24 protein-coding genes are annotated in these 17,301 nt (G+C 66.8%); 7 read left to right on the top strand and 17 right to left on the bottom strand.

Annotated features, from left to right (window positions below; all coding sequences use genetic code 11):
• Positions 1-38 precede the first annotated feature (38 nt).
• The 14 genes from Q8791_RS02690 to Q8791_RS02625 form a co-directional block, all read right to left on the bottom strand.
• Positions 39-1,544, bottom strand: coding sequence for a YfjI family protein (locus Q8791_RS02690; protein WP_330089935.1), 1,506 nt, complete (start codon positions 1,542-1,544; stop codon positions 39-41).
• Positions 1,541-2,452 carry a bifunctional DNA primase/polymerase gene (locus Q8791_RS02685; protein ID WP_330089934.1) on the bottom strand — a complete coding sequence of 304 codons (912 nt, stop codon included), beginning with the start codon at positions 2,450-2,452 and terminating at the stop codon, positions 1,541-1,543. Before Q8791_RS02685 ends, Q8791_RS02690 begins: the two co-directional genes overlap by 4 nt.
• Positions 2,449-2,865 (bottom strand): RRQRL motif-containing zinc-binding protein, encoded by a 417-nt coding sequence (locus Q8791_RS02680; RefSeq protein WP_330089933.1) that lies wholly within the window; start codon positions 2,863-2,865, stop codon positions 2,449-2,451. Before Q8791_RS02680 ends, Q8791_RS02685 begins: the two co-directional genes overlap by 4 nt.
• 261 nt (positions 2,866-3,126) lie before the next feature.
• Entirely contained in the window at positions 3,127-5,334 is a 2,208-nt protein-coding gene (locus tag Q8791_RS02675) for an FtsK/SpoIIIE domain-containing protein (protein ID WP_330089932.1), read from the bottom strand.
• 83 nt (positions 5,335-5,417) lie between these two features.
• Positions 5,418-5,594, bottom strand: coding sequence for a hypothetical protein (locus tag Q8791_RS02670; RefSeq protein ID WP_330089931.1), 177 nt, complete (start codon positions 5,592-5,594; stop codon positions 5,418-5,420).
• Positions 5,594-5,887, bottom strand: coding sequence for a hypothetical protein (locus Q8791_RS02665; RefSeq protein WP_330089930.1), 294 nt, complete (start codon positions 5,885-5,887; stop codon positions 5,594-5,596). The genes Q8791_RS02670 and Q8791_RS02665 overlap by 1 nt, the downstream gene beginning before the upstream one ends.
• The gene (locus Q8791_RS02660; RefSeq protein ID WP_330089929.1) at positions 5,884-7,188 is read right to left on the bottom strand and encodes a hypothetical protein; all 1,305 of its coding nucleotides are present in this window, start codon (positions 7,186-7,188) and stop codon (positions 5,884-5,886) included. The genes Q8791_RS02665 and Q8791_RS02660 overlap by 4 nt, the downstream gene beginning before the upstream one ends.
• Positions 7,185-7,391 carry a hypothetical protein gene (locus Q8791_RS02655; RefSeq protein WP_330089928.1) on the bottom strand — a complete coding sequence of 69 codons (207 nt, stop codon included), beginning with the start codon at positions 7,389-7,391 and terminating at the stop codon, positions 7,185-7,187. The genes Q8791_RS02660 and Q8791_RS02655 overlap by 4 nt, the downstream gene beginning before the upstream one ends.
• 3 nt (positions 7,392-7,394) lie before the next feature.
• Entirely contained in the window at positions 7,395-7,817 is a 423-nt protein-coding gene (locus Q8791_RS02650; protein ID WP_330089927.1) for a hypothetical protein, read from the bottom strand.
• Positions 7,814-8,011: a hypothetical protein gene (locus tag Q8791_RS02645; protein ID WP_330089926.1), complete on the bottom strand. Its 198-nt coding sequence runs from the start codon at positions 8,009-8,011 to the stop codon at positions 7,814-7,816. The genes Q8791_RS02650 and Q8791_RS02645 overlap by 4 nt, the downstream gene beginning before the upstream one ends.
• Positions 8,011-8,475 (bottom strand): transcriptional regulator, encoded by a 465-nt coding sequence (locus Q8791_RS02640; RefSeq protein WP_330089925.1) that lies wholly within the window; start codon positions 8,473-8,475, stop codon positions 8,011-8,013. Before Q8791_RS02640 ends, Q8791_RS02645 begins: the two co-directional genes overlap by 1 nt.
• A gap of 123 nt (positions 8,476-8,598) precedes the next feature.
• Positions 8,599-8,760 (bottom strand): hypothetical protein, encoded by a 162-nt coding sequence (locus tag Q8791_RS02635; RefSeq protein WP_330089924.1) that lies wholly within the window; start codon positions 8,758-8,760, stop codon positions 8,599-8,601.
• A gap of 94 nt (positions 8,761-8,854) precedes the next feature.
• Positions 8,855-9,424, bottom strand: coding sequence for an NUDIX hydrolase (locus Q8791_RS02630; RefSeq protein ID WP_330089923.1), 570 nt, complete (start codon positions 9,422-9,424; stop codon positions 8,855-8,857).
• Positions 9,425-9,444: 20 nt separating this feature from the next.
• Positions 9,445-9,720, bottom strand: a complete 276-nt coding sequence (locus Q8791_RS02625; protein WP_330089922.1) for a WhiB family transcriptional regulator — start codon at positions 9,718-9,720, stop codon at positions 9,445-9,447.
• 229 nt (positions 9,721-9,949) lie between these two features.
• On the opposite strand from Q8791_RS02625, the gene Q8791_RS02620 reads away from it, so the two are divergent.
• Positions 9,950-10,720: a GntR family transcriptional regulator gene (locus Q8791_RS02620; RefSeq protein WP_330089921.1), complete on the top strand. Its 771-nt coding sequence runs from the start codon at positions 9,950-9,952 to the stop codon at positions 10,718-10,720.
• Positions 10,717-11,148 carry an NUDIX hydrolase gene (locus tag Q8791_RS02615; RefSeq protein ID WP_330089920.1) on the top strand — a complete coding sequence of 144 codons (432 nt, stop codon included), beginning with the start codon at positions 10,717-10,719 and terminating at the stop codon, positions 11,146-11,148. Before Q8791_RS02620 ends, Q8791_RS02615 begins: the two co-directional genes overlap by 4 nt.
• A 29-nt stretch (positions 11,149-11,177) precedes the next feature.
• Here Q8791_RS02615 and Q8791_RS02610 read toward each other — a convergent pair whose 3' ends face one another.
• From Q8791_RS02610 to Q8791_RS02600, 3 genes are all read right to left on the bottom strand, one after another.
• Positions 11,178-12,038 (bottom strand): HIT family protein, encoded by an 861-nt coding sequence (locus Q8791_RS02610; protein WP_330089919.1) that lies wholly within the window; start codon positions 12,036-12,038, stop codon positions 11,178-11,180.
• 9 nt (positions 12,039-12,047) lie between these two features.
• Complete coding sequence (locus Q8791_RS02605; RefSeq protein WP_330089918.1) at positions 12,048-12,530, bottom strand: TIR domain-containing protein; 483 nt, start codon at positions 12,528-12,530, stop codon at positions 12,048-12,050.
• A 729-nt stretch (positions 12,531-13,259) separates the two neighbouring features.
• Positions 13,260-14,375: an MrcB family domain-containing protein gene (locus Q8791_RS02600; protein WP_330089917.1), complete on the bottom strand. Its 1,116-nt coding sequence runs from the start codon at positions 14,373-14,375 to the stop codon at positions 13,260-13,262.
• Between the two features lie 1,125 nt (positions 14,376-15,500).
• Between Q8791_RS02600 and Q8791_RS02595 the strand changes: the two genes are divergently transcribed.
• The 5 genes from Q8791_RS02595 (at position 15,501) to Q8791_RS02575 (ending at position 17,286) form a co-directional block, all read left to right on the top strand.
• The gene (locus Q8791_RS02595; RefSeq protein ID WP_330089916.1) at positions 15,501-15,746 is read left to right on the top strand and encodes a hypothetical protein; all 246 of its coding nucleotides are present in this window, start codon (positions 15,501-15,503) and stop codon (positions 15,744-15,746) included.
• A 56-nt stretch (positions 15,747-15,802) separates the two neighbouring features.
• Positions 15,803-16,054 (top strand): hypothetical protein, encoded by a 252-nt coding sequence (locus Q8791_RS02590; protein ID WP_330089915.1) that lies wholly within the window; start codon positions 15,803-15,805, stop codon positions 16,052-16,054.
• A 12-nt stretch (positions 16,055-16,066) separates the two neighbouring features.
• On the top strand, positions 16,067-16,321 hold the full coding sequence (locus Q8791_RS02585; RefSeq protein WP_330089914.1) for a hypothetical protein: 255 nt from the start codon (positions 16,067-16,069) through the stop codon (positions 16,319-16,321).
• Positions 16,322-16,333: 12 nt separating this feature from the next.
• Positions 16,334-16,579 carry a hypothetical protein gene (locus tag Q8791_RS02580; protein ID WP_330089913.1) on the top strand — a complete coding sequence of 82 codons (246 nt, stop codon included), beginning with the start codon at positions 16,334-16,336 and terminating at the stop codon, positions 16,577-16,579.
• 179 nt (positions 16,580-16,758) lie between these two features.
• Positions 16,759-17,286 carry a hypothetical protein gene (locus Q8791_RS02575; protein ID WP_330089912.1) on the top strand — a complete coding sequence of 176 codons (528 nt, stop codon included), beginning with the start codon at positions 16,759-16,761 and terminating at the stop codon, positions 17,284-17,286.
• Positions 17,287-17,301 lie beyond the last annotated feature (15 nt).

Below are 17,301 nucleotides of genomic sequence, written 5' to 3'. Positions count from 1 at the left end.
TCCTTCTGGGTGATGCGGTCCCGGTGGTTGCTTGGCGGCTATGCGCCGGGGCCGCTGATCTGCGGGTGAATCTGGTAGGCGGGTGAGGGCGGTCGTCCTCCCTTCGGGTTACGCGGGGGCGGGGGCTCCATCGCGATCCAGCCGTAGCCCTCCAGTAGTTCCAGGGACGGCAGGACGTCGGCGACCTTGGGAAAGGTGCCGCGCGGCAGACCGGAGAACGCCTCGCGGACGGTGAACCGGGCGGGCTTCTTCCGCGTGATCCAGTCCAGGACCTGGCGGGCGCGCTCCACCTCCGGGTCGGCGCCCATGTGGTCGAAGGCTGCTTCGGCGTGGGCGGTGAAGTACTCCCCGATCCGGATCGCGGCCGTCATGGTGTCGGCGCTGATCGGGAGCCGGTAGCCGTCGACGGGGTTGTCTGCAAGGTGGAGCAGGGCGGCGATCCGGATGATCGCGCCCACGGACTTGCCCGCCCAGTCGGACATGTGGCCCAGGTCCCCGAGTCGCGGGTGCAGGCGCGGTTCCAGCTGACGGGCGTAGTCGAGGCGGAGTTCGTCGGCCTCGGGCGAGAGCTGGAGGACCTGGGGGTCTGTCCAGTCGAACAGGTGCGTGACCATGCGCATCAGCCGCTCCTCATAGGCGGCGGCGACCTCTGCCGGCACCGGGTCGGGGTCGACGTTGCGGGCGCCGATGTTGGACTCGGGCAGCGCGTACAGGAACCGGCCCAGCAGGCCCTTGCCGCGGAACCCGGGGCCGGTCGCGATCTCGCGGATCACGTCCGGCTGCACAGCCAGGCCCAGGGTGAGGATCGCGGATTCCACGTGCTCGGAGCGGCCCTTGCGGTCGACCCGCAGCATGTCCCCGGCGTGGCCTTTCAGGAACAGGTCGAAGTTCGGGGAGCCGCTGTAGCGGCCCGCGAGGATCTGGAAGATCCCGCCCTCGGCCGAGAGCACGGCCAGCCTGCCGCCCTGGTCGCACAGGATCGTCGCGGCGGTCTCAGGCGTGACGTCGTCGGCGACCAGCTGTGGCAGGGCGGGGATCTTGATGTCCTCGATCGCGGCCGCGGCGTCCGAGGCGTCCGCCAGGGCGTCCGGGGCGCCCTTGGTGGTGATGGCCTTGGACTTGGCCTTCTCCGCCACACCGGCGGCCACCGCCCGGGTCAACTCGGCTTCCACGATCTGCGGCTTGATCCGCTCCGCCAGCTCCGCCTCGACCTTGAGGATCGGGGAGGTGATGGCGCGGAACACCGCCGACTTGCGCGAGGCGGGCGGTAGAGCCACGACCGTGAACAGGTTCACCGGCTCGGTGTAGGTGCCGCGCACCTGGACGATGGCGCGTCCGCCGGCGGCGGTGGAGAGCGCGGCCAGGGCCACGCACCCGGCGGCGTCCACCGGGGTCTGGGTCTCCTCAGCCAGTGCCAGGACGAACCTCGACATCCAGCCGGGCAGGCACTCGGCAGGGAAGCCGGGAAGGGCGTTGCGGGCACCGAGCGGGGTGGGGGCGTCCCACCCCTGCCCGGTGTCCTGGCGGCCGTCGTGGGCGCTCACGCGGCGGCTCCCCGGGGGCGGCGGATTCCGGCCTGGATGCCGCTGCGCACGGTGTCCTCACACTCGGACTCGTCCAAACCGATCTGGACTCCGGCGGCCGTCAGGGTGTCCTCTGCCAAGTGCTTGGGGAGCATCCCGGCCCCGACCAGGGTGCCGACCGCGAACGCCGCGACGTTGAGCGTGTCGTTGCGGGTGCCCTCCTTGGCAGCCAATACTCGGTCGACCTCTCCACGCAGGGCCCGGGTAACGTACGTGGCCATCCCGGGGCTGCTCACGAGAGCCTGGTGGACCTGCCCGGAGGTGACCGGTCGGCGGCGGGCGGGTTCCAGCAGGGTTGCCAGCCATCCGGGCAGCGGGGCCGTGTCGGCGGGGTTGGCGACGGTGTAGGGGCCGCGGCCGACGGCGTCGGCCACGTAGGAGCCGGGACCGACGACGTAGCCACCGGTGGCACGGGTGTCGATCAGCCACCCCAACCGGCCCGAGGTGTTGCGGTAGGCGGCGCCCGAGGGCGCCGTGTAGTACAGGTGGGTGCCGCCCCGGCGGGTGGTCACGGTGAACGTGTCCAGGAACGCCGTGTCACCGTCGGCGTGCTCCTCAGCGAGCGCCGCGAGGACGTCCGCTCCGGCGGCGATGCCGGGACGCGCCCACTCCGGCGGCGGGGTCTCGCCGTCCTTGGGGGTATCGAGGTCGACGACCACCAGGCCGGAGGGCCCGCACGCGACCGCGAGGTTGTGGGCGGGGTGGGCTCCCCAATAGGCAGTGATGGCGCCTTCGTCGCGGGTGGCGTGCCGCTCCCAGTCGGTGAAGGTACGCACAGGCCGCTTGGCGCGGGTTCGCAGCGGGAAGACGTGCCAGCCGCGGCGGGCGGCAGCCAGAGCGTAGGGCAGGACGTTCGTCGGAGCGCTCATGCTGCCACCGCCAGCTCCCACGCTTCGGGGGTGCCGCCCTCATGGCAGGCCGGGCACTCCCCGAGCGAGGTGGGGATGACGTAGACGAACACCTGGCGGCAGGTCGGGCAGGTCGGGCAGGTGCGGCGGGCGCGCATCGCGGCGGCCAGGCCGCGGGCGCGAGCCTCAGTGAACTCGTCCTTGGGCTGGGCCTCGCTGATCCGGTACAGGGCGGCGGTGTGGACCCCGTTCCTGGCACGGCGGGAGCGCCACATCAGCTGGGCGTCCGGGTGGCTGCTGCCGGGGCGCAGGCCCATGACGGCCAGCTGCTTGAGGGTGGCCATGTCCTCAGCGGCGGTCCAAGCCATGCCCCATGGGTAGGTCGGCATCCCGTACCGGGAGCCGCCGGGGTCGAGGAAGCGGGGAGAGGTCACGGGGTGACCTCCGTGTACACGTCGGGCATGATGGTGGTGCCTTCCGGTAGTTCGGTTGGTGTTCCTTCTGGGAGCGCGGTCTCGGTGGTTGCTTGGCGGCTATGCACCGAGGCCGCATTTTTTGCGTCTTCGTGGGGTGTCAGCAGAGGGTCGAAACCCGAAATCAGTGCAGCTCACAGGGCCTCTGGGTCGATATCGGGGTCGAAACCGGTTTCGGGCTCAGGGTGAAACCGGACCCTGCCTCGAAACCGGCTCAGACAGTCATTCGTCGGCTTCGTCTTCGTCGTCGGCGCGCTCGGCGGGGAGGTCGTTGTAGCGCACTCCCTTGGCACCGCCGCAGCACTCCCGGATGGTGATCTGGCGTGTGGGGATCTTGTGGTCCCGGAGCGCGTTGGTCAGGGCGGTGGAGCTGGCGGTACGGGCCTCGCGTGCCTCTTCGTCGGTCATCTCCTCAAGGGGCTTGTCGGTCTCGACCCAGGGGCCGTACAGGTCGGCGCGGAATTTGGCCAGGGCCTCGACGAGCCGATGGGAGTGCACAGAGGCGGCGCCGTCGGGCCAGACCGCGCGCAGGTGGTCGACCACGGTGCTGGTGTCGGCGTACTCGACCTCTTCGCCCGCTGCTTCGCCGGTCAGGGTCCCGGCGGCGGTGCGCAGGGCCAGGGCGCGCTTGCCGATCTCTTCGGCCTCGGTCTGCTTGATGAAGGCGGCACGGACGGTCCAGTGGTCGCGCTGCTTGGCCAGGATGCCGGTGCCGACCTCGTTGGCGCTGATGTCGGTGGCGCGCAGGCCGCGGGCGAAGGCGCCCGTGCCCAGCACGTTGTTGTTGGCGCGCCAGTCCATGACGGCCAGACACAGGCGAGTGCCGGCGTTGCGGGACACGCTGGGGGGCAGGGATGCGGCGTCGGGGTCCTGGGTGAGCAGGATCAGGATGATGCCGTAGGCGCGGGCCTTCTTGATCAGGCGTCGGCACAGGACTTCGGCTTCCTTGCCGTACTCCTCGTGGGTGAACAGCTCCTGGGCTTCGTCGACGATGACGACCATGGGGTCCAGGTTCTGCTTGGGGTACTTGGCGGCCAGCTCCTTGGAGGTGCGGCGGCCGTCGGCCACCTCGTTGACCGGCAGGGACTGGATGAACTTCTTGCGCCGCTTCTGTTCGGCGTTGGCCGCGCGCAGGCCCTTGACGGTGTCCTCGATGTCTTCGTCGTCGTCGCCGGAGACGTAGCGGTGGCATACGGGCTTGACCGATCCCAGGTCGCCGGAGCCCTTGAGTTCGTAGACCCAGAGCTGGGCCTTGGGGTCCAGGGCCACTCCGAGGGCCACGGCCAAGGCGGCGGAGGTCTTTCCGGAGCCAGGGATGCCTCCGACGATGAGGTTGGAGTACATGAGGTTGAGCGTGACCAGGTTGCCCCTGGGGTCCCAGCCCAGCGGGATGGGCTTGAACAGGTCCGCCTGGCCACCGTTCATCAGCGGCCAGATGCGGCGGGGCTCCTTGGCGGGGTCGCGCTTGGCCACCCAGAGGTTGAGTCGGGCGGGGTGTTCGTTCGGGTCGGAGCTGGGCCAGACGGTGGTGACGGGGCGGCGCATGGCACCGGCCAGGTCCTGGCGCTTGTCCATGACCTTCTCGGAGGTGGACCCCTTGGGCAGGTCGATCTCAGCGCGCCAGCCGGGGCCGTCGGTCTGGATGGGGTGGGCGAAGCTGATGGACCCCTTGATGCCGATGGCGTCCAGTGCCTCGCTGATCTCCTCGGAGGTCAGAGCCCTTTGCAGGTGGGGGGAGGTCCACCGGTCGATGATCGGCTTGGCGTCGGCCTTGCGTCCGCCGGCCCCGAACAGGGCCAGCATCGCGATGATCCCCGACATCGACGCCCAGGCCGGAGCTGAGGCCAGGGCCACGGCGCCCACGGTCGTGACTCCCAGAGCCACGATCAGGGAGGAGAGGAGCCGTGCGCGGACCCGGGCGGTGTGCTGACGGGAGAGCATCATGTATTCGCTCGTGCGGGAGCTGCCAGCGGCGGACTTGCGCAGTTCGTTGGCCTCAGTGTCGAAGGCCCACTGTCCCCATACGGCGATGGCCCGTCCGGCCCCGCGCGGGGCGCGTCCCATCAGCTTGAGCAGGTAGATCGGGGAGCGGGTGGCCTGGTAGGCGCTGACCCGGGCGTAGTACTCGACCAGGAACCGGGCTGCGGCCGTGAACTCGTCGGGGTTGCGCAGGTAGGAGGGAATCAGGTCGGGGGCCTGGCTGATCCGGGCGCGGCGACTCTCCAGGAAGCCGTCCTTCTCCACGGGCAGGTCGTCCACACGCTTGACGAGCTGGGTGTCACTCTCGTCCAGGACTTCGACGTCGGCGGGATCGATGCGCTCGACGCGGTCCGGTTCGGGGGCGGGGACGGCACCGATCGCGGGGCGGGTGGGGAAGGCCACGACGTTCTCACCGGCAGTGCGGTCGTCGTGGGGTTCGGGGTGGCTCATGCTGGAAGCTCCTCACTGCTGGTGGGGTGGGGCGGCAGCCGTGTCTTGGCGGATGTGGGCTGCCGCCCCGTACTCGGACTGGGCTACTGGTGGGTGACGGCGTGGTTCTCCCGCAGGTCCTCCACGAACCCCTGGTCGTGCAGGTACACGTCAGAGAAGTAGCCGCACTCGCACCTGGCCTGGAAGGCGTACGAACCGTCTGCGAGGGCGTAGGACTGCACGAACGACTCGTAGGTCTTGGGGCCGAACAACCAACCCATCAGGCGGCCGTCCCGAACTCGTCGGTGTCGCCCTGGGGATCGGCGTCCTGCTCGCACATCAGCGCGGCGGTGTACAGCTCCAGCGAGATGACGGCGGCGGTGCTCGCGGTGAGCAGGGTCCCGGCCAGGGAGCCGAACAGGTCGGGGCCGGTGGAGACCCAGACGGTCGTGGCGGTGAAGACCGCCAGGACGGCGGCTCGGAGAACCAGGTGACCGGCGGGCATGTGCTTGATGCCGTGGATGACGCGGGCGACCAGGGCGGTCAGTTCCAAGGGGTTCTCGTTCGGGCTCATGCGGCGCTCTCCTTCTCCTCAGCGGGCGTGTGGACGGCAGTCAGACGAGTGGGTGCGGTGACGGTCTCGGTGCTCTCCTCGCGCATCGACAGCACCCGCTTGGCGCGCTCGAAGCCGCACCCGAGAGCGGTCTGCACGCGGCGCACGGAAGCACCCTCGGGCAGCTCCCCGGCGGCGATCATCGCGGCGAGTCGGTCGAGCAGGTCGGCGTCCGAGAGCGCCCGGACGGGCTGCTCAGCGGCAGACGGAGTCGCGGCCTTGGGCAGCTTGCGGCCCTTGTCGGAGCGGGTCTTGGCGGGTGCTTCTGAAACCCGCTGTTTGCCCTGCTCAGGCACCGAACGGCGGTCGCTCTCAACGGGGCGCTCGGGAGCGGCCTCGATCGCGGCGGGCGCCTTCTTCCCAGGGGAGGGGAGGGAGCACCGCACCACGGGAAGCTGAACCGCTCCGGCGGGCACCTCGAAAGCGCGCTCGGGAAGCCGGGAACGGTCCACCACTGGCGTTGTCGGGGCGCTCTCGACCGTCGTCTGCGAGGTGCCTTCGACAGCGCTCTCCCCACCCTCCGACGGGTGCTCTGCGGTGATGTCGAGGTCGTCCAGGAGCGGGGCACCCTCGGTGGGCTTGGCCTTGGTGACAGCGGTTTCGATCAGCCCGATCAGGTGGGCGGTGGTGGCGGCGCCGATCGGCCCCAGCGAGTGGGCGACCAACCCGCCCACTCCCTGCCAGGACAGGGCGTCCGGCCAGTGCCCGATCGCGTTGAGCACGATCGACACACCCAGCGCTCCGGCCATGATCTTGTCGGCCTGTTCGCCGAGAGCGCCGCCGGAGGTGGACAGCCAGCTACGGCACAGGATGATCCACCCCACCGCGGTGATCAGTGCGGGTTCCAGCAGCCACAGCGCCCACCACATCGGGGTGCCTTCGGCGGTGCCGGTCATGGCGGTGACCCCGGCGTGGACGCCGGCGGTCGACCAGATCCCGAAGGCCGCCAACACGGGGAGCAGCACGAGCAGGGACAGGGCGCGGGTGCGGGAGACCCGCAGGGCGCGGGACTCGGCGGTACCGCGCACGTCTGCGGCAGCTTTGGCCTTGCGCAGCCGGTCAGCGGCCTTCTCCCGCAGTGCCCCTTGGCGTATGCGGCGTTCCTTGCGGATCGCGTCCTGGCGTGACCTGAGCCGGGCCAGACGGTCGGCGGTACGGGCCTCCGCGGTGGCGCGCTCATCGGCCAGCTCGCGGCGGATCGTCTCGGTGTCGGTGGTGGTGTCCTGCTTGGGGTTGGACTTGGTGTCCTGCTGGGAAGTCACCGGGAACCTCCTTCCTGGTGGTGAGCGCGCACGGGCATGGGGGGCAGCGGGCGGGCCACGAGGGCGGCGGTGTGGTCCAGGGCCAGAGCCGCCCCGGCCAGCGGCAGGGCCGCCAGCCGGAGCACGACCACGACCAGGGCCAGCAGCAGCACCGCGAGCAGCGCGAGGACACCGACGGCCTGGATCATGTGGGCGGTGGTCACCGGTCAGCCCTCCCGGAGCCAGCTCGGGAGCTGACGGGCAGCGAGCGTGACCGTGACCCGGTCTGCCTGCGCCGCGGTGACCACGGCGGTGGCGACGGCGGCGGTGTTGGTGGCGTCCAACCCGGTCAGGGCGTCTCCGAGGTCGACCGGTTCTCCGACCGCCAGGGACAGCGCGATGCGCAGCACCGACAGGGCGGAGGATGACGCGGGCAGGTCGCCTGCGTTCACGGCGGCGCTGACCCGTTCCCAGTCGATGATGGTGATCGGCGTCCCGTTGACGTTGAACGTGGGTTCCATGAGGCGGTGGAAGTCGGGCCGGTGGAGCCATTCCTCGTGGGTGATGAGGAGGTCGACGGCAGCCTGGTCGGCGCAGTACCCGGACGCCCAGGTACGCAGGGCCTCGATCAGAGCGGGTTGGAGGCTCATCGGCGGTTCCCCTTCTGGGCGGTCTTGCGGCGGGTGCGGGCCACGGTCTGCGGTCCCAGAGCGGTGCTCATCCGGCGGGCTGCCTTGCGGCGGCGGGAGCGCAGGGCCTTGCGGGCCTTGGCCAGCTGGGTGGCGGCGCCGGAGACGGCCAGCAGCACCAGGACGGTCAGCGCGAGGGCAGCGAGAGCGGTCATCAGGCGGTCCCTCCGATCGCGGTGATCAGGGCGCCCACGAACAAGAAGGCGATGTGCCAGGACTGGTCGAGGGCGTAGGCGCCGGTGCCGAGGGTGGGGTTGTCGTCGTGTCCGGGGCGGGGGCTGCCCAGTCGGTAGAAGCTGCCCAGTCCGAGCCGGTCGGCCAGCCGCGCCAGCGTGGTGCGGCGGTCGGCCCAGTAGTGGGAGACACCGTCCACCGTCAACGCAGCGACCGCGGCCAACGGGTGCACGCTCAACCCCAGCAGCAGCACCACGGGGACGAGGAACAGCAGCTTGGTAGCGGTCAGCGAGAGCACGTGCTTGGCGCACGCGGCGCGGGCGGCCCGCCCGGTTCCGCCCTTGGAGGCGGCCTGACAGGAGGACTGAACCCAGTGGTCGCCCACCTGGTGGGCGGCGAAGTACGCCGCGAACGCTACGGCGAAGACGGTCGGGTCTGCGATCATCTATCTGCTCCTTTGCGGGAGTTGCGGCCCCGGCGGGTGCTTGGCGGTACGAGCCGGGGCCGCGTCAAGCGGCGGGTGTGTCCCCTGCTGGCGGCTACGAAGCAGGGGCCACGGGAGGGCGGGCTACTTCCGGCCCCAGCCCTTCGGCGGGCGGATCGTCATGGTGACGCCGTCCATCCGGTCGGCCTTCACGGTCTTCGTCTGCGTCTCGGTGGTGCCGTCCTCGTAGGTGATCGTGGTGACGTCGCCGGTGGTCTCGATGGACTTGATCTTCTTGCTGCTCACAGGGGCTCCTTCGCGAGTTGTCGAGGGTGGACCGTGCGGTCCCGGCACCACCCCGAAGGGCGGCACCGCCATCACACGGAGGTGCTACAGGGGCTCAACCGAGCCAGTACTCGTCCGGCGGGGTGCTGTAGAGCCGCTCGACGGCCCCCAGAGCAGCGGGGGTGGCGCGGATGTCGCCGGTCGCGGCGAAGTGGGTCACCCAGACGGCTTCCAGCGCCTCGTGGGGCAGGGTGCGGGCGGGCCGTCCGGCCAGCGCGTGGAAGGTCGTGATGTCGGCCAGTCGCTGAAGCTCGGCGGCGGACACCCAGCGGGCACCGGTGGTCTCCTCGGGGTCCGGGTGCAGCTCCCCGGAAGCCTCCACGTCGTAGAGCCACCAGTGGTGGCCCGCAACCGGAGCGGCCGGAAGGCTCATGCACAGGTTGGTCAGACGAACCTCGTGGAGCAGCTCATAGGAGACGACTTCCAGACCGACCTCCTCGTGCATCTCTGCGACCAGGGCATCGATGACGTCGGTGTGCGCGTCGTAGACGTGTCCGGCAACGGGGGCCTGTCCGATGGGCCACCAGGCGCGGCCGATGAGCAGGTACTCCCAGCCGTTGTTGGTGCGTCGGCGCACCCGGGCTCCCACGCTGGTTCCGCAGCACCGAGTGGCGGTTGTGTTCATGTCCGTGTTCGTAGTCATGGTCAGGCGGCCTCTCGCAGGTAGTCGGTGATCTCCTCGGAGGAGAACCCGGCCCAGATGCCGGCGGCGGGCTTCTCGCGCAGGGCCAGTTCCAGGCACAGGTCCCGGGCGGGGCAGGAGAGGCACAGGGTGCGGGCGGAGCGCTCGCGCATCTCCCTGGCGGCGGGCTTTTCGCCGAACCGGTCGCTGGTGTCGGGCTCGAAGAAGAGATCGGACTGGTCGGTGCAGGGGACGACCTGTTCACCGATCGCGGTACGGATCTGCGACGTGCTGAGCACAGAACCTCCTTGGTGTCAGAGCGGTGCCTGGGCCCTGCTGGCGGCTATGAAGCAGGGCACCGGGTTGCTGTGTCTTCGACGGTACGCACTTATGTCATAAGCGTCAAGACATATGCAATAAGTTGCTCGGCTCTTGTCCGACCATGGCAGGGGAGGTGGTGTAGCTACACCGTGGCCATGGTCCGGCTACGGTGAGGAGTCCACACTTATGTCGGAAGGCGGAGGCCCGATGGGCAGCCTCGAAGCACCGAAGGCCCGGTACAAGCAGGTGGCTGAGCTGCTGCGCGATGCCATCAAACGCGGGGAGTACCCAGCGGGAACATCGCTCCCCAGCCAGCCGGAGCTAGCGCGCGAGTACGACCTGAACCAGAGTTCGATCAGCCGGGCTATGGCGATGCTCCGGTCCGAAGGCCTGATCCGGACGGAGCACGGCAAAGGCTCTGTCGTCCTTGAGGTCCCCACGGTCAAGCGAGTCCGCCGCATCGACAAGGACTACCGCAGCCGCCCCGCTGGAAGCAGCTTCGCAGAGGAGCTCACCAAGGCCGGGCGAACTTCACGCACAGAGCTGGTCACGTGCGACGCCGTCGACGCACCCGCGGACATTGCTGAGGTTCTTCACCTCGGAGAATCCGAGCAGGCGTTGCTGCGCAAGCGGCACATGTACGCGGAGGACAAGCCGATACAGATCGCAGCTTCCTACATTCCGATGAGCGTGGCCGGCGGCGTTGATATTGCCAAGCCAGACACGGGCCCCAGCGGGATGTACGCACGAATTGCCGAACGGGGTTTCGGTCCAGTTCGCTTCACCGAAGACATTGAAGTCCGGGGGGCCAAGCAGGATGAAGCGGACTTCCTGAACATCTCGGCTGGACAACCGGTATTTGCCATCCTTCGGACCGCCTTCGACCAAGACGATCACCCCGTCGAGACATGCCTGAACGTCCTGGCTGCTCTTCAGTGGAAGCTCACCTACGCATGGGAACAGGACACGAAGTCATGACCGAAGAGACGCCCCGACACAGCGTAAGTGTGACCGGTGTTGTTATCCGCCCTGATGACGGTAAAGTTCTTGTGATCAAGCGGTCCGACGACGGCCGTTGGGTGCCGCCTGGGGGCGTGATGGAGTTAGAGGAAACTCCGGAGCAGTGTGTAGTGCGGGAAGTCCGTGAAGAGACTGGAATTGAGGCGAAGCCTCTCCGGCTCACTGGCGTCTACAAGAACATGAAGCTCGGTGTGGTTTCTCTGGCTTTCCTCTGTGAGCCACTTGGAGGAGAGTTGCGTACCAGTAGCGAGTCGATTTTCGCCGAGTGGCTCTCGTGCGAAGATGCCATCGCGCTTTGTCCAGAAGCGCGAGGCATCCGCATTGAAGATGCGCTAGTAAAGGATGGCCCCCGTGTCAGAGTTCACAACGGGAGTATCTTGTTGTAGGGCAGTAATATTCTTGTGTGGATCTTACTTCAGAGCAGTATCAGGAAAAAGAGGAAAACTCCTATTGCTAGGAGTGGTCCATAGACGGGTGCGATCGCCCAGGACAGGATGTCCTCGCGATCCGGCCAGTAGTTGACCCGGTTCCCGTCGGGTGCTGCAAGTGAAGGGTTCATGGAGAAATGCGGAATTCTTGCGCCGGAGGCGACCTTGTCGTAAAGCCTTCGAAATGCACGCTCCTGCTTCAGGTAGTTGGCATCCAGAAATCCGAAAACTAGGACTGCGCCTAGGCCTAGAAGGACTACTGTTTCTGCATTCCTGGTAATGGCATACCCGTAGGCTGCCGTTACAATCGGCAATAGCCAAGTCTTGGCGGAAGACGATGCTTGTGACATACGCGTTACGACTGACTGGATGAACGACAGATGTTGTCGGCGGTCCTCGGGATCGACGTCGTATGCTAGTTGGGGAGGGATTTTCCCTTGGACTTTCTTGAGCGTGTGGTCTAGTTGTTCATCCACTTCGGCCCCCTCCTCCGGCCAGATCAATGTCATCCCGTCATCTTTCCAACGAGGAACCAGATGAACGTGCAGATGATGAACAGTCTGAGTGGCAGCTTCGCCGTTGGACTGGATGACGTTTAGGCCTTCGAGGTCTACAGCAGAGCGCAGTGCCTGGGATACTTCCAACGAAGCCGCAGCCAAGGACCGAGCCTCTGACTCAGTCAGATTCCAAATATCCGGAACATGCCGCTGAGGTATCAAGAGAGTATGCCCACGAGTAGCAGGTTTCAGTGGAAAGAAAGCTAAAACCTCGCCATCGTCGTAGACGATTCTGGCGCTAGGATCTTTCCCCTGAACGATCAAGCAGAATGGGCATATCTCGTGGGTCATTAGGCAACCCTACCTGGTCGCGCCCTGTTCGGACCAGGAGGTAAGGTTCCGCGAGATGTTTCCGTAGGTGGCCTGGGAGTTGATCTTTCCTGACAAGCCGATGGCTGTCGGGTCGAACAGTGGAACTTGGCCGCCATCGATATCTGCCTTTTCGAACGGGTTGGCACCTGGGCCGTCGACATCCCCCATGGAAGAGATTCCGTGAATCCTAACTCCCAGAAGGGGCTTTTTGATAGACCAGGCTCGTTCGATCTCGTATTTCACCCAGGGCCTTTCTGCGGTTTCCTTGCCAACTAGAACAATCACAGCCTTCTTATAAGCCATCTGATCGTCAATCCACTTTTGGATAGCGGCGGAGCCTTGTCGGCGCACCTCCTCCCAAGTCTGTGAATTCAGCAGAGGCTGCCCTTCAAGTGCATTGATCTGACGTACGAGCTGAACCCGGTGAACATCGCGCTGGTAGTGAAAACTGAAAAAAACGGTCTTTGCCATAGGGGATCAGGCTCCATTGTGCTAAGGGGGAATCTCTGCTCGCTTCTTGCGGGCAGGCTGTTACAAAGTACCGCATCGAAGGACTCGATGCTGGTAGATGAAACACGAAAAAAGAGTACAAGGGGGCATGATGGACTCCAGGTCTGGACAAAAATCCAGCTTCTTCATGAGAAATTTTTCAAGATGAGTTCAAAAAACACGTTGAGTGCTCACGCGGATACAAAAAGGGTTCGTAGAAGGTTTTGGGCTTTTGATCTTGTGTGAAAGTAACTTTCCAACTCCATCATGGAGAACGGCTCGGGATCCGGAGGAGCTTGCTGGTTAGTCGATCAAGCTGCCTTGCCCAGGCGATGTCTGGATCTCCGCCGCAGAACCTGCAGAACCTGCAGAACCTCCGTCCTCCCAGTTCAGGTGACCTGTGAGTCAGAATCGCAGAACCTCACAGAACCTCCGCAGAACCGCAGAACCCCCTCCAGTAAGAGGGGGATCTGCGGTTCTGCGGGAGTATTGCGGCGTTCTGCGGTTCAGTGCTTCAGTGCTCCGAAGTGCGCAAACGTCGGTTCTGTGGGTTCTGCAGGTTCTGCGGCGGGGACTGGTACCTCCCCGAGGGCGGACATCGCTGCGACTTACCGATGTTTTGGTCTCAGGGCGACAGCGTCACGCACCACCACTGCGGCCGGGGTCGGCACCCCAGGCGGTGGCGAACTGGGGGAGAGCGAGGAGAGTGAGTCAGGGGACCTGAGGAACGCCCGAACGGTAGACGTACGAGACGACAGTCAGATCCTCCTCCTCGATCTCCCAAGGTGAAGTGCAGTGCAGGGTCCCCCCACTCGCAATGGAGGGTGACACGCTCCGATCCAGGTGGATCGAGTGGACGACCACGAGAGCGTTCGCGGGGGCGAGTTTGCGCTGGTTCTCGACTTCGGCGCGTGTGAGGATCACCTGGCTGCCCTCCGACGTGGTTCCCTTCACCTCCACGTGCAGGCGTTCGTCCCCTCGCGTCAGCAGCAGGTCGTAGGACTCCTTGGCCCCGACATCCTTGACTGTCCACCCGTCGGCTTCGAAGTAGGCGGTGGCCATGCCGACGCTGTGCAACTCCAGCGCCCGCCGATCATGAGCGCTCAGCCGGAACCCTTGGCCCTTGCCGGCCTTCGTCCGACGTCCGGCGGTCTTGGCAGCCGCATCGGTGGCGTCCAACACCTCGGGGGGAGCGTCCCCCGGTACGTGAGAAGCCGTGTCCTCCCCATGGTGGATCGCGCGGAGGAGACGGGCCATGTACAGCAGGTCTTCGACCAGAGTGGCCTCAGCCGGCATGTCGGACCGGTCGTACTCGATCGCGATCACGCTGCCCGCCGCGTATCGAGGGGCCACCTTCGAATTCTCCGATTGGAGGTCGATGGCTTCAACGAGGTCGTCGCGTTCGGTGAGCAGCTCCTTCAGGAGTGGGCGGGCCCATGCCACGCGCTTCACGAGTTCCTTGGGACTGCGTGCCTCGAAGTGCGCACCTGTCCAGCGGCTGGTGCCCTGGATCAGGGACAGGTAGACCCGGTCCCCCTTGGCGCCGAAAAGGTAGACCAGGTACCAACCCTCCGTTGCGTGGGGAGAACGTTCTGGGAGGTAGACCCGAGTCCAAGGGACCTCCGTCTTCAGCCCTGTTCCGTCACGCCCCTCCACATCCACCTCGGGCTCAGGCACACCCAGTGCGGTCGCCAAGGCCGGGATGTGCTGACGGAGCTGATGCGCGAATGTCTTGCGCACCAGAACCCCGCGGCTCTTCATCGCCTCGGTGTTCTTGGCGCTCCACTGCTTCTGAAGGTCAAGGATCTCGATCATGGTCTCGTCCACGAGATCGAGCCTAGGGAAGCGCACCGACAACAGGAGGGTCGGGTGCCGGCCCGTTCCGTCGGCGGGAGTCGACAGGGAAGAGGGGTAGTGGCGTAGATCACAAAACGTCTCTCTGAGATGGCTTCTGGTGGACGAACCGAGTCGCTCCGGGGTGATCCATCGTGCTCCCGATCGTTGCGCCGAGAGGCCGCCTGAGGGCCTGTTTCGGGACCCTGGCGGGACGGCTGCGACGGGACACGCCCTGAAGCGGACGTATGACCAGGTCAGGATGCCTAAGGGGCTCGAAGTGGGAGACCTCTGTAAATCCGTCGGCTTAGCCTTCGAAGGTTCGAATCCTTCACCTGCCACAGTGGGATCGAGACCCCGGCACCATCAGGTGCCGGGGTCTCGTCGTGTGTCCGGGTCCCGCACTCCGGAGTCGCCCCGCCGCCCCGCCGCCCCGCCGCCCGGGGCGGGGTCCTGGCGGCCTGAGGCCGTCCCGGGCTCCTCCGGACGGCCTTCCGGCCCCCACAGGCCCTCCTCGCCCCTTCCGGCCCGCACGGCCATCTCCACGCCCCTTCGGCTCGCAGCCGGCTCCTCCGCGGGTTCCGGGCGCTCGCGCGGTCCCGCAGCCCGTGGGGCGTGCGGCCGACGGGCCCCGGGGCGGTTTCGGGTGTTGTGGCCCCGGGCCCTCGGGGGTCGGGGATTCGGGCGATCGCGAATTCATCGCGGTAAGGACACGGGGAGGTAACGGGGTTTCTTTGCCTCGAAGGGTCCTCCATCGGTTGGCGGGTGCTCGGTCGACTCGGCCCTGAACTGCGGTTTCTCCGATCCTCCGGGTGTTCCGGGGTTCGGGTCGCGTCGCTCGTGTGGTGCTAGCGGCGGGTGTGTCCACTTCGCCGGTACGGCCACCCCTTGTCCGGGAGTCAGGCCTTTGTGCGTGTCGCACAAAAAGAGCGCCAATGGATATATTCGCGAACGAAACAAAAAGAATTCTCGCGACAATATGGACAAAGTGATTCCGGGGTTTCGGCGTTGACAAAAAACAGGGGCCGGATGATGATTGCCCCAGTCCACCGCGACACAGGTGCAACAAGCGCCTGAGTCTTTTTCTGTCAGCACCCGTATTGATTTCCCGGGGGAAACATGATCAAGAAGTTGGCCGCTGCTGGCCTGGTCGCCGGTGCCGCGATGGGCGTTCTCCTCATGGGGGCTCCCGCTCACGCTTCGCACGGTGGTGACCAGCAGTTCAACCAGAACCTCCAGCTGGTCCCGATCCAGTCCTGCAACCTGACCGGCAGCGTCGGTCTGGTCGCCGTGACCGTGCCGATCCTGTCGCCGCAGACCACGGGCGACTGCGTGAACGGCCCTGTCGGCACCAACATCAGCTAGTTCCGGTAATTCGTCCGACCGCGACGATATTCCACATTCCACTGAAGGGTAATTCAATGCTGCGCAAGCTCGGCGTTGCCGGTCTCATCGCTGGTGCCGCTCTCGGTGTCGTCCTTACCGGATCCCCGGCCTCCGCCTCCGGTTCGCACGGTGGCGACCAGCAGTACAACCAGAACCTCCAGCTGGTCCCGGTTCAGCTCTGCAACACCAGCGCCGCCGTCGGCCTGATCGGCGTCAACGTGCCGATCCTCTCGCCGCAGACCACCGGCGACTGCGTCAACGGCCCGATCAGCACCAACATCGACTAGGGGATTCCTGACATGCTGCGCAAGATCACGACTGCCACCGCCATCGCCGGAATCGCCCTGGGCGCCATGCTCGCGGCCTCCCCGGCCTCCGCCTCCGGTTCGCACGGCGGCGACCAGCAGTACAACCAGAACCTGCAGGCCATCCCCGTTCAGCTCTGCAACACCGAGCTGGCCGTCGGTCTCCTGGCGGGCGTCAACGTGCCGATCCTGTCGCCGCAGACCACGGGCGACTGCGTCAACGGCCCGATCAGCACCAACATCGACTAGCAGGAGGCCAGCATGCTGCGTAAGTTCGCTGCCGCGACCGCCATCGCCGGCGTCGCCCTGGGTGCGATGCTCGCCGCCGCACCGGCCTCCGCCTCTCACGGTGGTGACCAGCAGTTCAACCAGAACCTGCAGCTGGTCCCCGTTCAGCTCTGCAACACCGAGCTGGCCGTGGGCCTGGTCGGAGCCAACATCCCGATCCTGTCGCCGCAGACCACGGGCGACTGCATCAACGGGCCGTCGAGCACCAACATCGACTAGGACCCACACCTCGTGTGGCGGGGCCTCGGCCCCACACTGACGTAACGAAGCAGTAGGTCGAGGCCCTCCGGCATCCGCCGGGGGGCCTCGACGCAGGTCGCCGGCCGGCGGGTCCCGGACGTCCCCGTGCGGGCCGGCCGGGGCCGGACCCGGCCCCGACGGAGGAGGCGAGAGGCGAGATGAAGCGCGTGATCCTGACCGGAGTGGTCCTGCTGCTGGCGGTCTCCGCGTGCGGCCAGCAGGAGACCACCCCGCAGCTGCCCGAGGGAACCGCAGCCCCGCAGGCGACGGAGAGCCCGGAGGACCGGGCGAGCGAGGGGGAGGGCGATCCGGGCGCGGGGGCCGAGGGGGGCGAGGGCGCCCACGTCCTCAACATGTACGGCGACGAGAACGGGTTCGACGACCGGCGCCCCGTCGACTACGTCGCGACGGAGTTCACCACCTTCTCCGACCTGGAGTGGACCGAGTGGTCGGACGAGACCGCGAGGGGCGAGGCGGAGCTGTCCGGGACCTGGTGCATGGACCAGGAGTGCCAGAACGAGCCCTACGGCGTCCAGGTCGAACTCGGCGACCCGGTGGACGTGAACGGCACCGCGTACTTCTCGACGTACACGATCACCGAGTACGACGAGGACATGACGCCGGAGGTGCGCCAGGCCCTGCAGGACGCCGACGGCGGTCGCCTCTCCCTGCCGAACGCCGAATGACGCGGGCGGTCCGGA

Source organism: Nocardiopsis codii (assembly GCF_036327455.1).
In the GTDB taxonomy this organism is placed as follows: domain Bacteria; phylum Actinomycetota; class Actinomycetes; order Streptosporangiales; family Streptosporangiaceae; genus Nocardiopsis; species Nocardiopsis codii.
This window is presented reverse-complemented; position numbering and strand designations above follow the sequence as displayed.

What these genes read in the sequence shown, in the direction of transcription:
- Q8791_RS02685 (WP_330089934.1), bottom strand. Translation starts at nt 2,452, where the DNA reads ATGAGCGCTCCGACGAACGTCCTGCCCTACGCTCTGGCTGCCGCCCGC.
- Q8791_RS02675 (WP_330089932.1), bottom strand. Translation starts at nt 5,334, where the DNA reads ATGAGCCACCCCGAACCCCACGACGACCGCACTGCCGGTGAGAACGTC.
- Q8791_RS02670 (WP_330089931.1), bottom strand. Translation starts at nt 5,594, where the DNA reads ATGGGTTGGTTGTTCGGCCCCAAGACCTACGAGTCGTTCGTGCAGTCC.
- Q8791_RS02665 (WP_330089930.1), bottom strand. Translation starts at nt 5,887, where the DNA reads ATGAGCCCGAACGAGAACCCCTTGGAACTGACCGCCCTGGTCGCCCGC.
- Q8791_RS02650 (WP_330089927.1), bottom strand. Translation starts at nt 7,817, where the DNA reads ATGAGCCTCCAACCCGCTCTGATCGAGGCCCTGCGTACCTGGGCGTCC.
- Q8791_RS02645 (WP_330089926.1), bottom strand. Translation starts at nt 8,011, where the DNA reads ATGACCGCTCTCGCTGCCCTCGCGCTGACCGTCCTGGTGCTGCTGGCC.
- Q8791_RS02640 (WP_330089925.1), bottom strand. Translation starts at nt 8,475, where the DNA reads ATGATCGCAGACCCGACCGTCTTCGCCGTAGCGTTCGCGGCGTACTTC.
- Q8791_RS02630 (WP_330089923.1), bottom strand. Translation starts at nt 9,424, where the DNA reads ATGAACACAACCGCCACTCGGTGCTGCGGAACCAGCGTGGGAGCCCGG.
- Q8791_RS02620 (WP_330089921.1), top strand. Translation starts at nt 9,950, where the DNA reads ATGGGCAGCCTCGAAGCACCGAAGGCCCGGTACAAGCAGGTGGCTGAG.
- Q8791_RS02615 (WP_330089920.1), top strand. Translation starts at nt 10,717, where the DNA reads ATGACCGAAGAGACGCCCCGACACAGCGTAAGTGTGACCGGTGTTGTT.
- Q8791_RS02610 (WP_330089919.1), bottom strand. Translation starts at nt 12,038, where the DNA reads ATGACCCACGAGATATGCCCATTCTGCTTGATCGTTCAGGGGAAAGAT.
- Q8791_RS02605 (WP_330089918.1), bottom strand. Translation starts at nt 12,530, where the DNA reads ATGGCAAAGACCGTTTTTTTCAGTTTTCACTACCAGCGCGATGTTCAC.
- Q8791_RS02595 (WP_330089916.1), top strand. Translation starts at nt 15,501, where the DNA reads ATGATCAAGAAGTTGGCCGCTGCTGGCCTGGTCGCCGGTGCCGCGATG.
- Q8791_RS02590 (WP_330089915.1), top strand. Translation starts at nt 15,803, where the DNA reads ATGCTGCGCAAGCTCGGCGTTGCCGGTCTCATCGCTGGTGCCGCTCTC.
- Q8791_RS02585 (WP_330089914.1), top strand. Translation starts at nt 16,067, where the DNA reads ATGCTGCGCAAGATCACGACTGCCACCGCCATCGCCGGAATCGCCCTG.
- Q8791_RS02580 (WP_330089913.1), top strand. Translation starts at nt 16,334, where the DNA reads ATGCTGCGTAAGTTCGCTGCCGCGACCGCCATCGCCGGCGTCGCCCTG.
- Q8791_RS02575 (WP_330089912.1), top strand. Translation starts at nt 16,759, where the DNA reads ATGAAGCGCGTGATCCTGACCGGAGTGGTCCTGCTGCTGGCGGTCTCC.